At 63.3% G+C, this 19,251-nt stretch carries 18 protein-coding genes and 1 riboswitch; of the genes, 9 read left to right on the top strand and 9 right to left on the bottom strand.

What is annotated here, in order from left to right; translation table 11 throughout:
- Nucleotides 1-4: 4 nt before the first annotated feature.
- Nucleotides 5-889 (bottom strand): hypothetical protein, encoded by an 885-nt coding sequence (locus AAF358_14470; protein ID MEM7706761.1) that lies wholly within the window; start codon nt 887-889, stop codon nt 5-7.
- Complete coding sequence (rnd, locus tag AAF358_14465) at nt 886-2,037, bottom strand: ribonuclease D (GenBank protein ID MEM7706760.1); 1,152 nt, start codon at nt 2,035-2,037, stop codon at nt 886-888. The genes AAF358_14470 and rnd overlap by 4 nt, the downstream gene beginning before the upstream one ends.
- A gap of 303 nt (nt 2,038-2,340) precedes the next feature.
- Between rnd and AAF358_14460 the strand changes: the two genes are divergently transcribed.
- On the top strand, nt 2,341-4,281 hold the full coding sequence (locus AAF358_14460; protein MEM7706759.1) for an SUMF1/EgtB/PvdO family nonheme iron enzyme: 1,941 nt from the start codon (nt 2,341-2,343) through the stop codon (nt 4,279-4,281).
- A gap of 24 nt (nt 4,282-4,305) precedes the next feature.
- Here the strand turns inward: AAF358_14460 and AAF358_14455 are convergent, their stop codons facing one another.
- Entirely contained in the window at nt 4,306-4,701 is a 396-nt protein-coding gene (locus AAF358_14455) for a hypothetical protein (protein MEM7706758.1), read from the bottom strand.
- A gap of 128 nt (nt 4,702-4,829) precedes the next feature.
- Here AAF358_14455 and AAF358_14450 point away from each other — a divergent pair, with 128 nt between their 5' ends.
- Nucleotides 4,830-5,675: a phytanoyl-CoA dioxygenase family protein gene (locus AAF358_14450; protein MEM7706757.1), complete on the top strand. Its 846-nt coding sequence runs from the start codon at nt 4,830-4,832 to the stop codon at nt 5,673-5,675.
- Complete coding sequence (locus AAF358_14445; protein MEM7706756.1) at nt 5,672-6,457, top strand: enoyl-CoA hydratase-related protein; 786 nt, start codon at nt 5,672-5,674, stop codon at nt 6,455-6,457. Before AAF358_14450 ends, AAF358_14445 begins: the two co-directional genes overlap by 4 nt.
- Nucleotides 6,458-6,478: 21 nt before the next feature.
- Here AAF358_14445 and AAF358_14440 read toward each other — a convergent pair whose 3' ends face one another.
- The gene (locus AAF358_14440) at nt 6,479-7,909 is read right to left on the bottom strand and encodes an aldehyde dehydrogenase family protein (GenBank protein ID MEM7706755.1); all 1,431 of its coding nucleotides are present in this window, start codon (nt 7,907-7,909) and stop codon (nt 6,479-6,481) included.
- 86 nt (nt 7,910-7,995) lie between these two features.
- Here AAF358_14440 and AAF358_14435 point away from each other — a divergent pair, with 86 nt between their 5' ends.
- Nucleotides 7,996-8,883, top strand: a complete 888-nt coding sequence (locus tag AAF358_14435) for a DMT family transporter (GenBank protein ID MEM7706754.1) — start codon at nt 7,996-7,998, stop codon at nt 8,881-8,883.
- Here AAF358_14435 and AAF358_14430 read toward each other — a convergent pair.
- The 3 genes from AAF358_14430 to ilvD are packed head-to-tail and all read right to left on the bottom strand — an operon-like array spanning nt 8,861 to nt 12,543.
- Nucleotides 8,861-9,682 carry a GTP cyclohydrolase II gene (locus AAF358_14430; GenBank protein MEM7706753.1) on the bottom strand — a complete coding sequence of 274 codons (822 nt, stop codon included), beginning with the start codon at nt 9,680-9,682 and terminating at the stop codon, nt 8,861-8,863. The genes AAF358_14435 and AAF358_14430 overlap by 23 nt on opposite strands.
- On the bottom strand, nt 9,682-10,839 hold the full coding sequence (locus AAF358_14425; protein MEM7706752.1) for an HD domain-containing phosphohydrolase: 1,158 nt from the start codon (nt 10,837-10,839) through the stop codon (nt 9,682-9,684). Before AAF358_14425 ends, AAF358_14430 begins: the two co-directional genes overlap by 1 nt.
- Nucleotides 10,840-10,863: 24 nt before the next feature.
- Nucleotides 10,864-12,543: a dihydroxy-acid dehydratase gene (gene ilvD, locus AAF358_14420; protein MEM7706751.1), complete on the bottom strand. Its 1,680-nt coding sequence runs from the start codon at nt 12,541-12,543 to the stop codon at nt 10,864-10,866.
- 176 nt (nt 12,544-12,719) lie between these two features.
- Here ilvD and trxB point away from each other — a divergent pair, with 176 nt between their 5' ends.
- Nucleotides 12,720-13,679, top strand: coding sequence for a thioredoxin-disulfide reductase (gene trxB, locus AAF358_14415; GenBank protein MEM7706750.1), 960 nt, complete (start codon nt 12,720-12,722; stop codon nt 13,677-13,679).
- A 13-nt stretch (nt 13,680-13,692) separates the two neighbouring features.
- Here the strand turns inward: trxB and AAF358_14410 are convergent, their stop codons facing one another.
- Together AAF358_14410 and AAF358_14405 are read right to left on the bottom strand one after the other, a co-directional pair.
- Entirely contained in the window at nt 13,693-14,133 is a 441-nt protein-coding gene (locus AAF358_14410; GenBank protein ID MEM7706749.1) for a group 1 truncated hemoglobin, read from the bottom strand.
- Nucleotides 14,133-14,963, bottom strand: a complete 831-nt coding sequence (locus AAF358_14405) for a DUF3034 family protein (GenBank protein MEM7706748.1) — start codon at nt 14,961-14,963, stop codon at nt 14,133-14,135. The genes AAF358_14410 and AAF358_14405 overlap by 1 nt, the downstream gene beginning before the upstream one ends.
- 156 nt (nt 14,964-15,119) lie before the next feature.
- On the opposite strand from AAF358_14405, the gene AAF358_14400 reads away from it, so the two are divergent.
- From AAF358_14400 to AAF358_14385, 4 genes are all read left to right on the top strand, one after another.
- Nucleotides 15,120-17,579: a M1 family metallopeptidase gene (locus AAF358_14400; GenBank protein ID MEM7706747.1), complete on the top strand. Its 2,460-nt coding sequence runs from the start codon at nt 15,120-15,122 to the stop codon at nt 17,577-17,579.
- The gene (locus AAF358_14395; GenBank protein ID MEM7706746.1) at nt 17,576-18,070 is read left to right on the top strand and encodes a DUF6702 family protein; all 495 of its coding nucleotides are present in this window, start codon (nt 17,576-17,578) and stop codon (nt 18,068-18,070) included. Before AAF358_14400 ends, AAF358_14395 begins: the two co-directional genes overlap by 4 nt.
- A gap of 5 nt (nt 18,071-18,075) precedes the next feature.
- The gene (locus AAF358_14390) at nt 18,076-18,333 is read left to right on the top strand and encodes a GIY-YIG nuclease family protein (protein ID MEM7706745.1); all 258 of its coding nucleotides are present in this window, start codon (nt 18,076-18,078) and stop codon (nt 18,331-18,333) included.
- A gap of 88 nt (nt 18,334-18,421) precedes the next feature.
- Nucleotides 18,422-18,632, top strand: a riboswitch (cobalamin riboswitch).
- A gap of 61 nt (nt 18,633-18,693) precedes the next feature.
- Nucleotides 18,694-19,242, top strand: coding sequence for a DUF6580 family putative transport protein (locus AAF358_14385; protein MEM7706744.1), 549 nt, complete (start codon nt 18,694-18,696; stop codon nt 19,240-19,242).
- Nucleotides 19,243-19,251: the final 9 nt, after the last annotated feature.

The raw sequence follows: 19,251 nt of genomic DNA, 5'->3' as shown, positions 1-19,251 counted from the left end.
CGGCTTACCCGCCGATATTCTCCTCGGAGACGAGCGCAAGCTGTCGTCCGTCCGGGCTCAGCGCCAGGCGGCTGAGGGTCCCGAGTTTCATGGTGGACAGGTCCAGCAACGGTACCCAGGACGGCCGCTCGACGTTCCATTGGTACAGCACCGTGCCGTCTGCCATCCAAAGGTCGCCCTGACCGTTCAACGCAAAATCCTCGCGCTTTGGCAGCGTGGGCGCCAAAAACCGGGTCTTGTCCAGCGCATAGTCGTACGCGTTGATCACCCATCGGTCCGGGTCGGCGCTTTTGCTCACGTAGGCAACTTCGGTGGTCCCCGGCAGCGACTGAAGGCCACGACCGATGTTGCGATCGATTGGCAGCGCAACACCCGCCGGCCCCGCCAGCGCCAGCGTCGGCGGCTCGCCCAGGACAAACAGCAGCGCAATCCGAGGCGCGGCCCAGGCGTGATACCCCACCGGCTCGATGGTTTCGAAGAGGACTTGCGGTTCACCTTCGCCCAGCGGGATCTTCCAGAGGCGCTGGCGCTGATCGGCCTCAACCCGGATCACGGACAGGGCATCCATGCGCGGGATCAGCGTCGGCGAGTAGTCGCTTTCGGGGTCGTCACGGATAACCCGGGTCTCGGCGCTGGCGATGTCGTACGCCATGATGTGGGCGCGGCCGCCCCGGATCCGGCTGAAGTAAACGCTTTTGCCGTCAGCGGAGAAATGCGGCTGATTGTCGTAGCCGGGCACGTCGGTGATTCGCAGGATAACCGTCCGGCCATCCTCCAGCGCCGCCAGATCGAGCAGATAAATGTCGGTCGCGGTTTGGCTAAGCGCCGGCGCCGAGATAAGCGCCGCGAGGACCATTACCAGGAAAACTTTTGCGCGAGCTGGGGTCACGTCGGCAGATGCTCCGCCACCAGCGGGCGCACCAGATCGAAGCGCCAGCCCGACAGCTTCGCCGTCGGCTCACCGACCTGCAGCAGGTGCAACAGATCGCGCTTGCCGCAGAGCACCTCCGGTGCAATCCCTAGCGTCTGCGCCTGCTCGGCGATGGCGGCACGCAGCTGGCTGACCAGGGTTCGCGCGCTGCGGTCGAGGGGTTCGGGCTGTTTGGGTGGATGATCCTGTTCGCCGCTGGCGGTCCGCAGCACGTCCAGCAGGACTTTGGAGCGGCGTCCGACGCTGCGGCTGCGCTCCAGCGTCAGGGCCATCATCGACTCGCGATCGGCGGGCAAATCCCGCACCAGTGCGAGCAGGTCGTTGTCCGTCAGGATGTGGCTGCGAGGACGATCGAGGTCTCGGGCGGTAACCTCCCGCCAGCGCAGCAGACCCGCAAGGGCGGAGCGCTGGGGGCCATTCAGCCGCCACACCTGCTTGAAGCGCTGAAACTGAGTTTTCAGCACGTCGTCGAGACCCACCCGCGTGGTCAGCTGATCACAGTCCGCTTCGAGCCAGCGGGTCCGGCCGAGACTCGCAAGTTTGCCGCTGAGCTGCTCGTAGAGGCTGTCGAGATGCGCGACGTCCAGCGCCGCGTAACGAATCTGAGCGGGACTCAAAGGCCTTGCCAGCCAGTCTGAGCGAGTCACGTCCTTTTCGATCTCTTTGCCGCAGAGCTCAAACACCAGTGCCTGGTAGCTCAGACTCGGGCCGAGGCCGCACAACGCGGCGGCGATCTGGGTGTCAAAAAAGCCGGCCAGCGGCGTTTCGCTGAGGCGCTGAAAAATCTCGATGTCTTCCGAGCCGCTGTGGATGAGTTTCCGCGTTTGGCGACTGCCGAGCACCTGGGCCAGCGGCGACCAGTCGTCGATGGGTAGCGGGTCGATCAGCCAGCAACGCCCCGCGGAACCGATCTGAATCAGGCCGAGTCGGGCGTAGTAGGTGCGGGTTCGAACAAACTCGGTATCCACGCCGATGGCGGGAAGGGCCAGCCAATGCTCGCACGCCGCCTTGAGCGCCGCGTTGTCCCGAATCCAGTCCACCTCGGGAGAAGCGGTCTGGCGGGCGGCGCCCGTATTAGCTGGTGCGTGAGAAGTTGCGTCAGTCATTGAGCTGTCAGAAAAATTCCAGGCCGCATGATAGCGGATTCGCTCAGGCCGCGTGACGAGGGGGCCCGAGGGACGCGGCTGGGACCTGGCGCAACTTTCCGGTTCGGTACGCAATGTTGGCAACCAGCTGCATCATTAACGATTTCTTAACTAAACAGATCTAACGCATTGTTTTTAATGTTTTTATGCCTCAATGGCACGATCGAAACAATGCGAAACAAATGCCGGTGGCCACTTGCGCCACAGGAGTCCATGGCCTAACTTGAATCGCTGTAAAAGGGCTTTTTCGGCCCGCGAGCTCCCATGGCGCTCTCTGAAACGATGTCCGAAAGTGAACTCCAACCATCGCTGTCCGTAAAAAAGCTCCGGCTGGGCCTCCTGGTCGTCGGCATGTTGCTGTTCGCCGCCGTGGTGTGGGTCTTTCGCCAGACTTCGCCGCAGGCCCCCCCCAGTCAGGAGCTTACCGAGACGACCGATACGGCACCCGCCGCGCCGGTGAGCGAAACCGAGCCTGCGACGCCCGACCAATTTGATCCGGCTGCCTGGCGATCGGGCAACACGCCCGGTGAAGGGCTCGTCGATGACGTCGAGCAGGAGCTGTCGCTGGCCGACCAACTGCTGACCGACGGGAAGCTTTTTCAGGACGACAATCAAGGCGCGCTGGGGCGCTACGCGTCAATCCTGCGCGCGAATCCGGATCATCCCGAAGCCCGCGAGGGGTTCGATGCCGTTGTCAGCAAGCTGCTGGAACAGCTGGAAGGGTTTGCCCAGCGTCGGGAAATTGCCGCCGGCACGAGGGTTTATCAGGCGCTGCGCCGCGCTGAGGTCAGCGGCCAAGAACTGACCGGCCTCGGCGACCGACTGGAGGCGCTGGAAAAAAGCGCCGAACTGATCGCCCTGGCTGAGGCTGACATCCAGGCGGGGCGGCTGATCGAACCCGCCGGACGCAGCGCCCTTGACCGGCTCCGTCGCGCGACCCAGCTCGATCCGGGGAGCGTCGCGCTGGCCGATCGGCTGGTTGGGCTGGAGCGGCGTCTGATCGACCGGGCGCTGGCAGCGGCCCGGGAGATGGACTTTCGACGGGCCAATCGGCTTGTGGCAGGCGCTCGGCGGGCGCGGGGCGGCTCATCGGGCGTTGACTATGCGGCTGAGCAGATTCAGGAGTTTCGCCGCCTTCGCATCGAAGAAACCTCCAACGTGGCCCGGCTCGCCATGCGCGATAGCCGTTTCCCGGACGCTGAGGAGGCGATTGAATCGGTTCGCAGCCTGGGAGCGGGCGGTGAGCTGCTGGCGGCCCTCGACGAAGAGCTGCGGCTGAGCCGGCTTTACAACGTGTTCCGGCCGGGGCAGCTGTTTTCTGATGACCTGACCAGTGGCGGCGAGGGCCCCACGATGGTGGTGCTGCCGCACGGCGCATTCCGGATGGGCGCATCACCGGTGGATCCGGTGCAGAATCGCTTCGAGCGTCCCGCCCATACGGTAGTCTTCGGTCGGGGGTTTGCGCTGGGCCAGCACGAAGTCACGATCGGGCAATTCGCGCAGTTTATCGAGGCGACGGGCTATGAGACGGACGCCGAGCGTGACGGTCACTCTTACGCTTACAGCGAAGCCAGCGGCCGCGTGGGGCGGCGCCGGAAGACCAGCTGGCGCCACGCCTATAACGGTCGGGACGCTGAGCCCGATCTGCCGGTGGTGCACGTGAGCTTCACCGACGCGCAGGCTTACGCACGCTGGCTGGCGGAAGAAACCGGGTACGCCTACCGCCTGCCGTCTGAGGCGGAGTTTGAATACGCGCTGCGCGGCGGGCGACAGACTCGCTACTGGTGGGGCGACGGCACGCCGACGCTGGCGGTGGAAAACCTGACCGGTGAAGGTGACGAGTCGCCGCGCCGTCTGAGCTGGACCATCGCCTTTGAGGATTACACCGACGGCTTCTGGGGCCCGGCACCGGTGGCGCAGCTCAGCGCAAATCCATTCGGACTTTACGACATCGCCGGTAACGTACAGGAGTGGGTGGCCGACTGCTGGCACGACAGCTACGTGCGGGCGCCGGGCGACGGTTCAGCTTGGGTCAACCGCGGGTGCGATCTACGAGTGGTGCGAGGAACGTTTTGGGGCGGCGCCCCGGATACGGCGCGGGCCAGCAGCCGCCAGGGTTACAAGGCGGAAACGCGCGGGGCCGCGATCGGGTTTCGGGTAGCGCGCGATCTTGTCACGCTCCCACCGCAGATGGCGAATCGCTAAGGCGGTTTGAATCGCTAAGTCGATTTAGTTAGGTAATGCCGGCAGCCTAACGGCGCCTTCTGCGCCGCCGAGCGGACCTCTGGCTTCTCCGGCGCAGGTGCCAAGCGTGCAACCGGTGCCGTTCCCCATGCTTCGATGGTAACGATCACTGGCTTGCCGGCTGCGCCGCGCGGCCTCGCGGCTGTCCCAGCAGACGCGTGTTACCAGGTGGGTGCCCACCCGGCGGATCCGCTCGCAGTAAACGTTTTCGGCGAAGCGCACGTCCACTTCCCCTAGCTCCTCGACCAGTTCAGCGACCTCGTCGCTGACCAGTGTCCGTTCACCCGCGTTCATATTCCGTTCGCTGGTGGAAGCGCAGCCAGCGACGGCGGCCAGCAGGGCCAGCAACGTGGTGTTGACGATATGCGTTGTCTTGTTCATCCGGTCGTCCCCTCCGGCTTGGTTTGCATGGTTCGTTCGAGCTTAAATACGACCTTTTTCGTAAGCCTAAAAGATTCGGCCGGCGGTGGCAACGTGGCAAAATGCCCCGCGAAACAACGGAGAGAAGCGTGCGGACCCAAGCAACACGGTTGACCCAGACCCAGCGGGAGCAATTCGCCCGTGACGGCTTTCTGGTTCTCGAGCACTATGTCGAACCCGAGCTCGTAAACATGCTGCGTGCCCGGATGGCGGCGTTGCTCGCGACCTTTGAACCCGAGCAGGAGCAGAGCGCTTTTATCGGCAACAACGAAGCGAGCGACGATCGGTATTTTCTCGAGTCGGGGAGCGAGATCCGCTATTTCCTGGAGCCGGACGCGCGCGCGCCGGATGGGCGGCTGGTGCGGGACAAAGATCTCTCGATGAACAAGGTTGGCCACGCGCTGCACCGGCTGGACCCGGTGTTTGAGCAGGCGACCGGGACGCTTGGAGTGCGTGAGCTGGCGAGCCAGCTTGGCCACCGGCAGCCGCTGCCGCTCCAGAGCATGTATTTGTTCAAGCAGCCTCGTATCGGGGCGCCGGTAGCGCTGCACCAGGACGCCACGTTTCTCTATACCGAACCTTCAAGCGTCCTGGGCTTTTGGCTGGCGCTGGATGACGCTACGGAGGAGAACGGCTGCCTCTGGGCGCTACCCGGTGGCCATGAGCTGGGTCTGAAGCGTCGTATGCGTCGTCTGGACGGGGCAGCAACCCGGATGGAAATCCTAGACGCAACACCGTTTCCCGAGGCGGAGTTAACGCCGCTGCCGGTCGCCAGCGGGAGCCTGGTGGTGCTGCACGGGCTGCTGCCCCACTTGAGCCAGCCGAACCGGTCCAGCCGTCCCCGTCACGCCTACAGCCTGCATCTCATCGACGGCGCCACCCACTACCCGCAGGACAACTGGCTGCAGCCGCTGCCTCAGGAGAAAGCTTCATGAGCGACACCTTTGACACCATCACGGTCGACTGCGACGACCACCTGGCGATTCTGCGGCTCAATCAGCCCGATCGACTGAACGCGCTGAACGAGCCGATGCGCCAGGAGATCATGGCGGCCGTGGACATGCTCGCCGAGGACGACGCCGTGCGTGCGTTGGTGATCTGTGGCAACAGCGAAAAAGCGTTTGTCGCCGGCGCCGACATCAGCGAGTTTGCGAGCCGAACGCCGGAAGAACAGACCGAGGCGTATCAGCGGCGCCGGGTCTACGAAGTGCTCGCCGCGTTTCCCAAACCTTCGCTGGCCGCAATTCACGGCTACTGCTACGGCGGCGGATGTGAGCTGGCCCTGGCCTGCGACATGCGCATCGCCGACTCAACGGCCAGCTTTGGTCAGCTGGAAGTCCGCCTGGGCCTGGTACCGGCGGCCGGCGGCACCCAGCGCCTGGCGCGGCTCGTCGGCTACGGCCACGCGTTCAAGCTGGCCGCCACCGGCGACACGATCGACGCCGCGGAGGCGCTGAGGATCGGTCTCGTGGAAGAGGTGGTGGAGTCGGGCCAGCACCTGGCGCGGGCGACCGAGCTGGCGGGCCGCATGACCCGGTGGAGCCCCGTCGCGGTGAGACTCATCAAGGAGCTGGTTTCGCAGTCCAGCGAGGTGCCGCTAGCTCGCGGCATTGAGCTTGAGAAAGCGGCTTTTCTCACGGCCTTTGCGAGCGAAGACGGCCGCGAGGGCGTCACCGCTTTCACCGAAAAACGGCGCGCCAAGTTCGTGGGCAAATAGGCCGGCTCGCGTCGTGTTCGATCACGCGATCTTTGGCATGAAGACGGCTTTAACCTCAAGAAACTCCTCAAGGCCGTGCTCGCCCCATTCACGCCCGTTGCCCGACTGCTTGTAGCCGCCGAAGGGTGCGCGGAAATCCGACTGCGCGCCATTGATGTGGACGTTACCGGTGCGCAGCCGGCCGGCCACGCTGAGGGCTCGATCCACGTTGCCTGACGAGACGTAGCCGGACAGCCCAAAAGGCGTGTCGTTGGCGATGGCAATAGCCTCGTCTTCGCTCTCGTAGGGGATGACGCTGAGCACCGGCCCGAAGATCTCCTCGCGAGCAATCGTCATGGCGTTGTCGACCTGGCCAAACACCGTAGGCTTGACGAAGTACCCGGTCTCCAGCCCTTCGGGTTTGCCCGTGCCGCCGCAGGCGAGCGTGGCGCCTTCGTCGATGCCGGCCTGGATCAGCCCCTGGATCCGATCAAACTGTGCCTCGCTCACCACCGGGCCCATGGTTGTCCCCTCCGCCAGCGGGTCCCCGAGGCGCGCCTTGGCCGCAACCGAAACGGCCACTTCCAGCGCCTCATCGTGCTGGCCTGCGGGGACGAGCATGCGGCTGGGTGCATTGCAGTTCTGACCGCTGTTGAGCAGCATGCGGCCCATGCCGTCGGCGACAGCGCGGGAGAGATCGGCGTCGTCCAGAATGATATTGGCTGACTTTCCACCGAGTTCCTGGGTGACACGCTTCACCGTGTCGGCGGCCGCACGGGCCACCGCCACGCCGCCGCGGGTTGAGCCGGTAAAGGTCATCATGTCGATCTCTGGGTGCGCCGACAATGCCGCCCCGGCGCCGGGGCCATCGCCACCGACCAGATTGAAGACGCCGGCGGGAACCCCCGCTTCATGAAGGATTTCGGCGATGATCATGGCGTTGAGCGGGGCCACTTCGCTGGGCTTTAGCACCATGGTGCAGCCCGTGGCGAGGGCGGGCGCCACTTTGCAGGCGATCTGGTTGACGGGCCAGTTCCAGGGCGTGATCATGCCGCACACCCCGACGGGTTCCTGACGCAGCTGATAGCCGCCTTCGTGGCGCTCGAAGCTGAAGTCTCTGAGGATTTTTGCGGTGGTGGCAAAGTGGGCCAGGCCGGTAGCGGCCTGCGCCTTCTGCGCGAGCCGCGTCGGCGCCCCCATTTCCAGGCTGAGCACGTGGGCCAGATCGTCCTGACGTTTCTTGAATACTTCGGTGATCGACTCCAGCAGCTCCAGACGCTCAGTGGGCGTGGTGTCGGCGAAGGTCGAGAACGCGGTGCGGGCTGCGGTGACCGCACGATCAACCTCGGCCATGGTGCCAACCGAAATGCGCCCGCAGGGCGTCTCCGTGGTCGGGTTGATGACGTCGAGGGTGGTTGGGTCGGTTGCCTCAACCCAGGCGCCGTCGATGTAGAAATTCAGGTATTCGTGCATGAGAGAAGATTCCAGGCAAAGGGAATAACAGTGCATATCTTAACGGCAAAACGGTCGCTGCTTCAGAGCTGTGGGAGGCGCTCTGCGTGAGCGCGCGCCTTCCATCGATTGGGCTGGTGCTCGCGGCCGGCTTGTTTCTCAGCACGGCCGGAATCGGCGTGCGCCTGCTGGAGGTCGCCAGCGGCATGCAGATCGTCTTCTACCGGTCGCTGGGTATGGGCATGTTCTTGCTGCTGGTGGTGCTGGCGCGGTATCGGGCAGCGGCCGTCGGGGCGTTCCTTGGCATGCGCACAGCTAGCTACGTTGCGGCCCTCTGTTTTGCGGGGGCTTCGGTAGCGGTGATCTTTGCACTGCTGAACACTACCGTCGCCAACGCCATGTTTATCATCTCGCTGGCCCCGTTTTTCACCGCCATCCTCGGCTGGCTGGTGCTCGGTGAGCGGGTCCGGCTGCGGACCTGGCTGGCGATGGCTGTCGCCGCCGCCGGCGTGCTGATCATGGTGGAGGGCGCGCTGAGCGGGGACGGGCTGCTGGGGATGGCCTACGCGCTGGCGATGGCGCTGTGTTACGCCGGTTTCAGCGTCTCGATCCGGGCCGGACGGCTCGGCGACATGACGCCAGCCATCTGCTTTTCAGGTCTCGGCCTGGCCGCGGTCAGCGCGTTTTGGGTCGATCCTTTTGTGCTGCCGACTCAGGACCTGCTGATCTGCCTGGGCCTCGGGGTCTTTCAGGCCGGCCTGGGTGGTTTGCTGCTGGTCTTCGGTGCCCGCGGCCTGCCGGCCGTACAGGTAAATTTTCTGGCGATGCTGGAGGTGGTGCTCAGCCCGGTCTGGGTCTGGCTGGTCGTTAACGAGCAGCCCGCCAAGGCCACGCTGATCGGTGGTGCGATCATCCTCGCCGCCATCAGCTTTCAGGCGCTCAGCGCGGGCGGCGACGAGGAGAGCTCGGACGCTAATCCAGATCGTCCTCGCTGAGGCGATGCCCCCAGTCGCGCTTGGCTCTTAGGTAACGCTGATTATTCGGGTTGACGCCGATCAGATGTTTGACCGGGGTGATCTGGGTCAAACCACCGGCCGCCAGGTCATCAATTTTCTTCGGGTTGTTGGTGAGCAGGCGAAAGGGTTTGTCCCCGATAAAGTATTTCAGCAGCGCGGCGGAATCGCTGAAATCTCTGCTATCGACCGGCAGGCCGAGCATGCGGTTGGCCTGGTAGGTGTCCTGGCCCTGGTCCTGCAATAGGTAGGTCGCAGCCTTCGCCCATAGGCCGATGCCACGACCCTCATGCCCGGCCATGTAGACCAGCATGCCGCCTGCCGGATCGTTGGCGATCTGATCCAGTGCACTCTCGAGCTGCGGGCCGCACTCGCAGCGCTGGGATCCAAACACGTCGCCGGTCAGGCAGCTTGAGTGCACCCGAACGAGCGGGTCTTGCCAGCTGTCTGGATCGCCCGCAATCACCACGCTATTGACCGCCATGCTCGAAGCGAGCACCGCAAACAGCTCGCCGGTGCCGGTTTCCCGCAGCTGGCGTGCCAGCGCCTCGACCTGTCCCAGTTCGGTGCTGCGCACCGTGACGTACCACTGGGCCTCGAAGGGTTCTGCTAAGCCCCGGTCAATCGGGAGCGGAATCGGCCCCAGCAGATTGAGCGTGTGGCCCTCTTGCGGATCGGCTTCCTGGCCCTCGGGCAGCAGCTGTCCGTTCGGGTCGATGCGAAACAGTTTGCCTTCGTCGATGAGCTGTCGACGGATTTTTGGGTCCAGATAGGTGAACACTATTTTCGGCCAAGGTTTCTGATGCGCGACAGCCAGCCGTCATCTTCGCTGCTGCGTTCGATCACCTGCGCAGGGTCCAGGCCGTACTCACCGTCGGGCAGCGCTCGGCGGATCGTCTTGGGATGACCTCGCGAGCCCTGGTTGTAGGTTAGGAGGTCCAGCTTGAGCTGAGGCGACAGCGGCTGGTGGTTTTCGTCCAGCACTAAGATCAGCCGCGGCTGCGTGCGGTTTTTCACGTTTTGGGCCTGCACCACGGCGATTTCGCCGGAGTCGAGCTCCACCAGCGAGCCGTTGGGGTACAGGCCGACGGCCCGCACAAATTCCTCGACCACCTGGTCTTGAAACTGGACGTCGCGCTTGCTGTTGAGGGCGTCCATCGCCTGCGTCGAGCTGATGACGACATCGCTGTAGGGCTTCTGGCTGGTCACCGTGTCATACCAGTCGACGATGCCAACCAGTCGCGCCAGCACAGGAATCTGGTCGCCCACAAGGCCGTTCGGATATCCGGTGCCGTTGTAGCGCTCGTGGTGGGTTCGAATGATCTCGATCACATCCGGGTCGATGCCCTGAACGGCGCTGGCCAGCTCCACCCCGGTCTCCACGAAGCTGCGAATTCGGGCCAGCTCTGATTCCGACAAGGGGCCCGGCTTTTCCAGCAGCAGCCGGGGCAGGCGGGCTTTGCCGATCTGGCATAGCAGGCCGCCCCAGGCCAGACGCTCGAGCTGGCGTTCCATCATGCCCATACCGCGTCCCAGCACCACGGAGAGAATCGAAACGCGCAGCATGTGGCCACCCATGAACGACTGGGGCTGCACCAGCTGGGTCATCCAGACCATCGGGTCCGGATGCCGAACAACACTCTCCACCATCGCCCCCAGCGGCTTGGCCAGCGGACTGATCACCAGCGGCTTGCCGACCCGGACGTCGTTGATCATCTGCCGGGTCTCGGCGCGGAACGTGGCAAACACCTGGCGGGCTTTCTTGAGCTCCGCCCGAAAGCTGCCAGGGTCAGGGTAGTAGTCGGGCGTGACCGGGATGCGGGTGCTCGGCACACCGTCGCCGCCGGCCACCGCCGGTCCAACGCCGAGCTTAAGGTCGCGCTGGCTGACGGCAAACTCGCCGGTGCGGGCCGGTACGCTGTCTTTCTTATCAACCATGGACGCAGGGTACGGGCGAAGCCCTTACTCGTCGGTCAGCGGGATCGTGACGGCACCCTGCGCCGCGGACGCGACGCCGGCGGCATACTTGGCCAGCAGCCCGGAGAGTTTCCGCTTGGGATGCGTCAGCGTCTGGCGCCGCCGCTCGAGCTCTTCGTCGTCGACCTTGAGATCGATGGTGCGCTGATCGGCATCGATTACGAGCTCATCGCCGTCGCGCAGCAGCGCCAGCGGTCCGCCGACGGCGGCTTCTGGAGCGATGTGTCCCACCACAAAGCCGTGGCTGCCGCCGGAAAAGCGGCCGTCGGTAATCAGCGCAACCTCTTTGCCTAGCCCGGCGCCCATGATTGCGCTCGTCGGGCTCAGCATTTCGCGCATGCCCGGCGCGCCGCGTGGCCCCTCGTATCGGATGGCAACGACGTCCCCAGCCATGACCTTGCCGTCGAGAATGGCACTTAGTGCAGCCTCCTCGCCCTCATAAACGCGGGCCGTTCCCGCAAACCGGGTCCCTTCTTTGCCGGTGATCTTTGCCACCGCGCCGTCCGGACACAGGTTGCCTTTCAGCACCACCAGGTGGCTCGTCGGTTTGATGGGATCATCGAGCGGCCGGATGATCTGCTGGTCCTCGGGGTAGTCTTCGACTGACGCCAGATTTTCTGCCAGCGTCTTGCCGGTGACCGTCAGGCAGTCACCGTGCAGCATGCCGGCATCGAGCAACCGCTTCATCAGCGGCTGGATGCCGCCGATGGCCACCAGCTCCGACATCGAGTAATGACCGCTGGGCCGCAGGTCCGCCAGCAGCGGCACCTTGTCGCCGATGCGATTGAAGTCTTCCAGACTCAGCGGCACCCCGGCCTCGCGCGCGATGGCCAGCAGGTGGAGCACCAGGTTGGTGGAGCCGCCCAGGGCAATCGCCACGGTGATGCCGTTCTCAAACGCTTCGGGCGTCACGATGTCGAGCGGGCGGATTCCCTGCTTTAGCAGGTTGACCACCGCAGCCCCGGCGCGTTCACTGTCTACGCGCTTCTGAGAACCGACCGCCTCCTGAGCCGAGCTGTTGGGCAGGCTCAGCCCCATGGCCTCGATGGCTGAGGCCATCGTATTGGCCGTATACATGCCGCCGCAGGACCCGGCGCCGGGAATGGCGGTGCGCTCGATGTGCTTGAGCTCTTCATCGGTAATCTTGTCGGCCGACCGCGCGCCAACCGCTTCAAACACCGAAATAATGTCGGTCCGGCCTGGCCCGGTTTGAATGGTCCCGCCGTAAACAAAAACGGAGGGTCGGTTCAGGCGAACCATCGCCATTACGCAGCCGGGCATGTTCTTGTCGCAGCCGCCGATGGCCACAAAGCCGTCAAGGCCTTCACCGCCGACTACCGTCTCGATAGAGTCAGCGATCACTTCGCGGGAGATTAGCGAATAGCGCATGCCGGGAGTGCCCATGGAGATCCCGTCAGACACCGTGATAGTGTTGAAAATTACGGCCTTGCCGCCGGCCTCGTCCGCGCCTTCGGCTGCGGCCCGCGCCAGCTCATCGATGTGCATATTACAGGGAGTCACCATCGACCACGTGGAGGCGATACCCACCTGACTGCGGCCAAAATCCTCATCGGTGAAGCCCACGGCCCGCAGCATGGCCCGGCTTGGTGCCTGGGCAATGCCGTCCACAATTGTCTTCGAATGCGGGCGTATGTCTACGGTCAACTTGCTCAACGGATGCTCCAGCAAAAACCAGTCAGGTATCCTAACAGTCCGGGTCGCGCGAGGGCGACCGTAGGGGCTGATTTTCCAGCAGAATCAGGGGGCATCGGTGCTGTCGGCTTGGAAACGGCCTCGGCTAACGCCATCTGCTTCAAATAACTATTTATAAGGACTTCGACATGACCGAGCCGCGCCACTGCAAACTGTTGATCTTGGGGTCTGGACCCGCCGGCTACTCCGCGGCGGTCTACGCGGCCCGCGCCAATCTGGATCCGGTCTTGATCACAGGCCTGGAGCAAGGGGGGCAGCTCACGACGACCACCGATGTGGACAACTGGCCGGGCGACGACGACGGGGTGCAGGGGCCAGAGCTGATGCAGCGGATGCTTCGTCACGCGGAGCGCTTCGATACCGAAGTCATTTTTGACCATATCCACACCGCGGTTGTCGATGAACGTCCGTTTCGGCTGGAGGGCGACAGCGGCGTGTACACCTGTGACGCGCTGATTATCGCAACCGGCGCAACCGCAAAATACCTGGGGATTCCCTCGGAGGAGGCCTATCTGGGCAAAGGCGTGTCAGCCTGCGCCACCTGTGACGGGTTCTTCTATAAAGACCAGCCCGTGGTAGTCGTCGGCGGCGGCAACACGGCCGCCGAGGAAGCGCTTTACCTGTCCAACATCGCCTCGCAGGTCACGCTGATCCATCGTCGCGACAAGCTGCGTTCGGAAAAAATTCTGCAGGACAAACTGTTCGACCGCGAGCGCGAAGGCAAGCTGAAGATCCTCTGGGACAGCACGGTCGCTGAAGTTCTCGGTGATGACAGCGGCGTTACCGGCGTAAAGGTCAGTCAGGTCAAAACCGGTGAGGCTAGCGAGGTCGAGGCCAAGGGGTTTTTTGTCGCGATTGGACACTCACCGAATACCGGCATCTTCAAGGGTCAGCTGGAGATGAAAAACGACTACCTGACCATTCGCTCAGGTCTCGAAGGGATGGCCACGGAGACGAGCGTACCCGGCGTCTTTGCGGCCGGCGACGTGGCTGACCAGGTTTATCGCCAGGCAGTGACATCTGCGGGCTTTGGCTGTATGGCCGCGCTGGACGCGGAAAAGTATCTGGACGACCTGGCCGAGGCCTAGCGGCTGAATCCCGCTAGCGCGGCGGGTCGACGATATCCGGATGCATCGGCGCGAGAATCGCCAGCAGGCGATTCTGGGCTGATACGGGAATATCGTGCGCCTCCATGACGATGATCAGGTCTTCGACCAGCGCGTTGAAGTGAGCGTCGTTAATGCCCAGCCCCAGGTGAACCGAAGGCATGGCGTCACCCTCGTACCGACAGGGTCCGGCGCTGATCTCGCAGATGAAATCCGCCAGCATCGTCCGGAAGCGCTCCATGTCGCTTTCGACGAAGAAGCGGGCGATGCGGGGGTTGTCTTTGACCCGGTCGGAAAAGTCGCCGACGAAGGCGTTGATCTGGGTTTCACCACCCAGCTGCTCATACAGCGTGGTGCTGGGCCCAGCCGCGCAGGCCGCCAGCGCCAGCGCGCCGAGCAGCGCGCTCAGCCGTAGCGGCCAGCCCGCGCGGATCATCAGCGGCTGTACTCGACCGACAGATAGGCGCCGGCCTGATTGTCCAAGGTGGCAACGGTGCCCAGGTCGGCGTAGGCGGCGACAATCGACAGACGCTTGCTTGGGAAGTAGCCGACAAAAGCGGTAAACCAATCGTCCTGTCGGGAAAAGGACAGGTTATCCGGCTGCTGGCGGTACTCGAGACCAAGCGCCAGATACCGGTTGACGAACAGGCCGGCGGAACCCTCGATGAGCAGCTCGCGGCTGTCACGGAGGTCGCCACCAAAACCTAATAGTCCAAGCTGATTCGAGCGGCCGTACCGGATGGTCCCGTTGGCAAACACGTTCCTGCCGCCGAGGCCAGCGAGCCAGAGCTTGGACGCGCTGAGGTACACCTCAACGTCGCTGTCCCGACCTGCGCCTACTGCCATCGGCAGCTCGAAGTTGCCGTGCTTTTTGTACTGCATTCCCACGGCCACCTGCGGCGCCGCGTGGTAGATCAGATCGCCCGAGACTCGGTATTTAAGACCCAGAACATCCTGTTTGAGGGTGCGCTGGGGTGTCGCCAGGCCGTCCAGATCGAACCGGTGGCGCGCCAAAGAAACCTCCCAGCGGTTGTTGTAGCTCGCAGCCACGCCAAAGGCGTCGAGGTCAAAATCGTCCAACGTCGCGCGGGTGTAAAAGGCGGTGGCACTGAACTCGTTGCTCGATCCGTAACCCGCCAACACCGCCCACGGAACAATGCCTCCGCCGGCCTGGCCCTCGAGCTGGGTCGCGCCGCCGGTGCCGAGCAGCCGACTGGGCGGCTGCGCTACCACGCTGGCGCTGACTAAAAATAGCAGCACTAACATAGCTTTGGCAGATTTTTCGAGATTCCGCATGAGTGTCAGTGTAGCGCTTTCCGGGCTTTTGGCCCAAATTTGACAAAACATCTGTAGACTGGCGCCCCTCATTCAGGAGGTTGCCACGTGAGACAAGAGTTCGACCAACCGCTCCGCTGGTCCGCCATGGCATGTTTGACATGCGCTTTCCTGCTGAGCGGCAGCGCGTTTGCCGTCGTGAAACAAACGAAGGGTGATTTCGAAGATCTGTTCCGTCAGCTCGACGAGGTGTTGCCGACGCCGAACGTCTACCGGAACGCCGCCGGGGAACCCGGCCCGCAATACTGGCAGCAGCAGGTGGACTACCGCATCGACGTGACGCTCGACGAAGCGGCCCGGCGACTCAGCGGTGAGCTCACCATCACGTACCACAACCGTTCTCCGGACACGTTGCGCTACCTGTGGCTGCAGCTTGACCAGAACGTTTTCCGGCCTGACTCGATCGCCGAACTCTCAAACGGCTTCGCTACCGCCGGGCGAAGAGGCCCACCCGTTCGCGACGCCAAAGACAAGGAACCGCCGGGCCTGAGCCTGGACGAACTGCGACGGCAGCAGTTCCTCGCTGATACCCCGCCGGGTTACGACATCCTGAGCGTACGCGCCGGCGACGTGGACCTTCAGCACACCGTCGTTGGAACGCTGATGCGGGTCGACCTGGCCGAACCGCTGGCGCCGGGCGTCAGCACCGCGATGACCATCGCCTATGCCTACAACATCATGGAAGAAGATGCGGTCGCGGCGCGGGCGGGTTATGAGCACTTTCCCGACGATGAGCGTGAGGGTGGCAACGACATTTTCCTGCTTGCCCAGTGGTTCCCCCGTTTGGTGGCCTACACCGACTACGAAGGCTGGACCAACAAAGAGTTTCTGAGTCGCGGCGAGTTTACGCTTGAGTTCGGTAACTACGAAGTGGCGATGACCGTACCGGCTGATCACATCGTGTCGTCGACCGGCGTGCTGCAAAACCCCGCCGAAGTACTCACGCCGCTGCAGCGCGATCGCCTTAGTCAGGCGCGTGCCGCGGAGAGTCCGATGTTCATCGTCACGCCCGAAGAGGCGCTGGAGAAAGAGCGGCAGGGCACCGACAAGACCCGCACCTGGCGGTTCAGAGCCGAAAACGTTCGCGATTTTGCCTGGGCATCCTCTCGGAAGTTCATCTGGGACGCGCAGGGCTACCAGCAGGGTGGCGACGTCCAGCCTGAAGTGATGGCCATGTCCTTCTATCCCAAAGAGGGGGAGCCGCTGTGGTCGAAGTACTCCACGGCAGCCGTCGTCCACACGATGAAGGTCTACTCGCGCTTTTCCTTTGACTACCCCTATCCGACGGCGCAGTCGGTCAACGGCCCGGTCGGCGGCATGGAATACCCGATGATCACGTTCAACGGGCCTCGCACCGACCTGCAGGACGACGGTCGCCGTACCTACCCGCTGGCCGAGAAGCGATTTCTTATTGGCGTTGTGATCCACGAAATTGGGCACATCTACTTCCCGATGACGGTGAATTCCGACGAACGCCAGTGGACCTGGATGGACGAGGGGCTGAACAGTTTTCTCGACGGAATAGCCGGGCGGGAATGGGATCCGGATATCCCTTGGGGTGTCGAACCGCGCGACATCGTCGACTACATGGTCTCGGATCAGCAGGTCCCGATCATGACCCAATCTGACAGCGTGCTGAATCTGGGGCCCAATGCCTATTCAAAGCCTAACGTTGCGCTGAACATCCTTCGCGAGACCATTCTCGGTCGCGAGCTTTTTGACTTCGCGTTCAAAGAGTACGCGCGGCGCTGGCGCTTCAAGCGCCCCACGCCGGCCGATTTCTTCCGCACCATCGAGGAAGCTTCAGGCGTTGACCTGGACTGGTTCTGGCGCGGGTGGTTTTACACCACCGACCATGTAGACATCTCCCTGGATCGGGTTTATCAGCTGCGGCTCGACACGCTCAATCCGGACATCGACTTTCCGCGCCGGCGCCAAGAAGAAGCGGACAAGCCTCCTTCGATCTTCGTCCAGCGAAACGAAGAGGAGGGCAAGACCCTGTGGATCGACGAAAACCCGGAAGTTCGGGATTTTTACGACGAGAACGACCAGTTCACCGTCACCAACGAAGACCGCAACGAGTACCTGAAGCTACTGGACGAGATGGAGCCGTGGGAGCGGACGGCGCTGGCGCGGGCGGTCAAAGAAGACCAGAAGTATTACCTGCTGGAGTTCAGCAACATCGGTGGCCTGCCCATGCCGATCATCCTGCAGCTGACCTATGCTGACGGCGAAACGGAGCGGCTGGACATTCCCGCCGAGATTTGGCGACGGTCGCCGCGCGCCGTCAAGAAGCTGCTGGTATCCGATCGTGAGCTGGTTCAGGTCGTTGTCGACCCTCTGTGGGAAACGGCTGACGCTGACGTGGAGAACAACCACTACCCGCGGCGCATGATTCCCTCGCGGATCGAGACCTACCGGAAAGAACCTCGGGAAGGCTGGGCGCAGCGCGAAATCATGCGTGACATCAATGCTGAAATCACGCCGCCGGAGTCGGACGAGCCGGCTGCCGAGGCTGAGGCTAGCGACGACAATTCCGACGGATGAACAGCCCTTTTCGTCGATTGATTGGGCTGGCGCTGCTGCTTGGCGCCAACCTTGCGATCGCTCACGAGCAAAAGGCGGCGGTCACGACAATCGAAAACAATCCCCGCACGGGGAAGGTTGAGGTGATTCATCGCTTCCTGCTGCACGACGTTGAGCACGCGGCGCGCGATCTCGGCTGGCCGTCCAGCGACCTCCTGAGCAATCCCGAAGACCAGGCGAGATTTGCGGCCTACGTGGCTAGCCGGTTTCAGGTGGGCCTCCGCGACCGCGGCCCCGTTTCGCTCGACCTCGTGGGTCAGGAAGCGGAAGGGCGCTACCTCTGGGTCTATCAGGAGCACAGTGGGGACCTCAAGCTGGGGTCGTTGGTGGTCAGCAACACGGTGCTGCGAGCGATTTGGCCGGAGCAGCATCATCTGGTTAACGTGAAGCTGGTTGACGAGGTTCGTTCGCTGCTATTCACCGCTGGCACAACCCGGCTGGCGATGGACTAAGCTCCGTGCTGGAACGCTGGTCGGTCTATATGATTGAAGCCAGCGACGGTCGGCTCTACACCGGCGTCAGCACGGACCCGGAGCGCCGATTCAGCGAGCATCAAAGCGGCGGCCGCCGGGCGGCCCGCTTCTTCCGCGGCCGCACCCCGACGCGTATCGCGTACGTCGAAGCCGGACACACTCGGTCCAGTGCCCTCAAGCGGGAAGCCGCGATCAAAAAGCTCAGCCGACGTCAGAAGCTGGCGCTGGCGTCCCGAACCTGAGCGTCTCGAAAGGGGTATGTCAGGTTAACAAGTGTGCGGCGTTGCCCGAATCCCTTCGGGACATTTGACTGTCGCCCGTCGTAGGTTACAGTGTTGCGTGGTTTGTGGTCCCGGCAGAGGCATCGTTCGCTCACCTGCCGGGTTAAACGGGAAAGCGGTGAAAATCCGCTGCTGCCCCCGCAACGGTAAACACCATTCGGCCATCCAGCCACTGCACGCGAGCAGCGTGCGGGAAGGCGGCCGGGGCGTCAAATTCGTCCGTGTGAGCCCGGAGACCGGCCAGCAAATCCACCGACAATGCCAGGGTAAAGGGCCCTGGCTTTAAGATCGTCGGCTCGGGTGGAGCCGCAGGAGACCTGAATGAAACACACCGCTGTTCAAGAAATGTGGCGAAAACTCGTCGCCCGGCCAGATATTCTGCTGCTGTTGGCGCTGGTGGTGCTCGCCCGACTGATTCCGCATCCATGGAACGTGACGCCCATCGGTGCGATTGCGCTGTTTGCCGGCGCTCGGCTCGATCCGCGGTGGTCCTGGCTGGTGGCGATGGTGCCGATGGCAATCGGTGATCTGCTGATCGGCGGCTACAACCCGGTAACCATGCTGTTTGTCTACGTCGGCATTGCGGGTACGGCACTGGCCGGACGCTTTTGGCTTGGGCAAAGGCTCACCGTGGCCCGAGGAGCCGGCGGCGTCTTGAGCGGCTCGCTGTGGTTTTTCCTGGCCTCAAATTTTGGTGTCTGGGCAGCCGGTTACTATCCGCAAACCTGGGCTGGCCTGATCGAGTGTTACGTGATGGGGCTGCCGTTTTTCGTCAACACGATCGCCGGTGACGCGTTTTATGCGTCGATCATCTTCGGCCTGTTTGTCTGGCTTCAGCGGTCCACCAAAGCTTCCGCAGCAACCGCCTGACGGGCCCTG

Source organism: Pseudomonadota bacterium, assembly GCA_039033415.1.
GTDB lineage: Bacteria > Pseudomonadota > Gammaproteobacteria > Xanthomonadales > SZUA-38 > JANQOZ01.
This window is presented reverse-complemented; position numbering and strand designations above follow the sequence as displayed.

Excerpts from the sequence above, each read along its gene's own strand:
- rnd (MEM7706760.1), bottom strand. The coding sequence starts at position 2,037 with ATGACTGACGCAACTTCTCACGCACCAGCTAATACGGGCGCCGCCCGC.
- AAF358_14460 (MEM7706759.1), top strand. The coding sequence starts at position 2,341 with ATGGCGCTCTCTGAAACGATGTCCGAAAGTGAACTCCAACCATCGCTG.
- AAF358_14455 (MEM7706758.1), bottom strand. The coding sequence starts at position 4,701 with ATGAACAAGACAACGCATATCGTCAACACCACGTTGCTGGCCCTGCTG.
- AAF358_14445 (MEM7706756.1), top strand. The coding sequence starts at position 5,672 with ATGAGCGACACCTTTGACACCATCACGGTCGACTGCGACGACCACCTG.
- AAF358_14440 (MEM7706755.1), bottom strand. The coding sequence starts at position 7,909 with ATGCACGAATACCTGAATTTCTACATCGACGGCGCCTGGGTTGAGGCA.
- AAF358_14425 (MEM7706752.1), bottom strand. The coding sequence starts at position 10,839 with ATGGTTGATAAGAAAGACAGCGTACCGGCCCGCACCGGCGAGTTTGCC.
- trxB (MEM7706750.1), top strand. The coding sequence starts at position 12,720 with ATGACCGAGCCGCGCCACTGCAAACTGTTGATCTTGGGGTCTGGACCC.
- AAF358_14410 (MEM7706749.1), bottom strand. The coding sequence starts at position 14,133 with ATGATCCGCGCGGGCTGGCCGCTACGGCTGAGCGCGCTGCTCGGCGCG.
- AAF358_14405 (MEM7706748.1), bottom strand. The coding sequence starts at position 14,963 with ATGTTAGTGCTGCTATTTTTAGTCAGCGCCAGCGTGGTAGCGCAGCCG.
- AAF358_14400 (MEM7706747.1), top strand. The coding sequence starts at position 15,120 with ATGGCATGTTTGACATGCGCTTTCCTGCTGAGCGGCAGCGCGTTTGCC.
- AAF358_14395 (MEM7706746.1), top strand. The coding sequence starts at position 17,576 with ATGAACAGCCCTTTTCGTCGATTGATTGGGCTGGCGCTGCTGCTTGGC.
- AAF358_14385 (MEM7706744.1), top strand. The coding sequence starts at position 18,694 with ATGAAACACACCGCTGTTCAAGAAATGTGGCGAAAACTCGTCGCCCGG.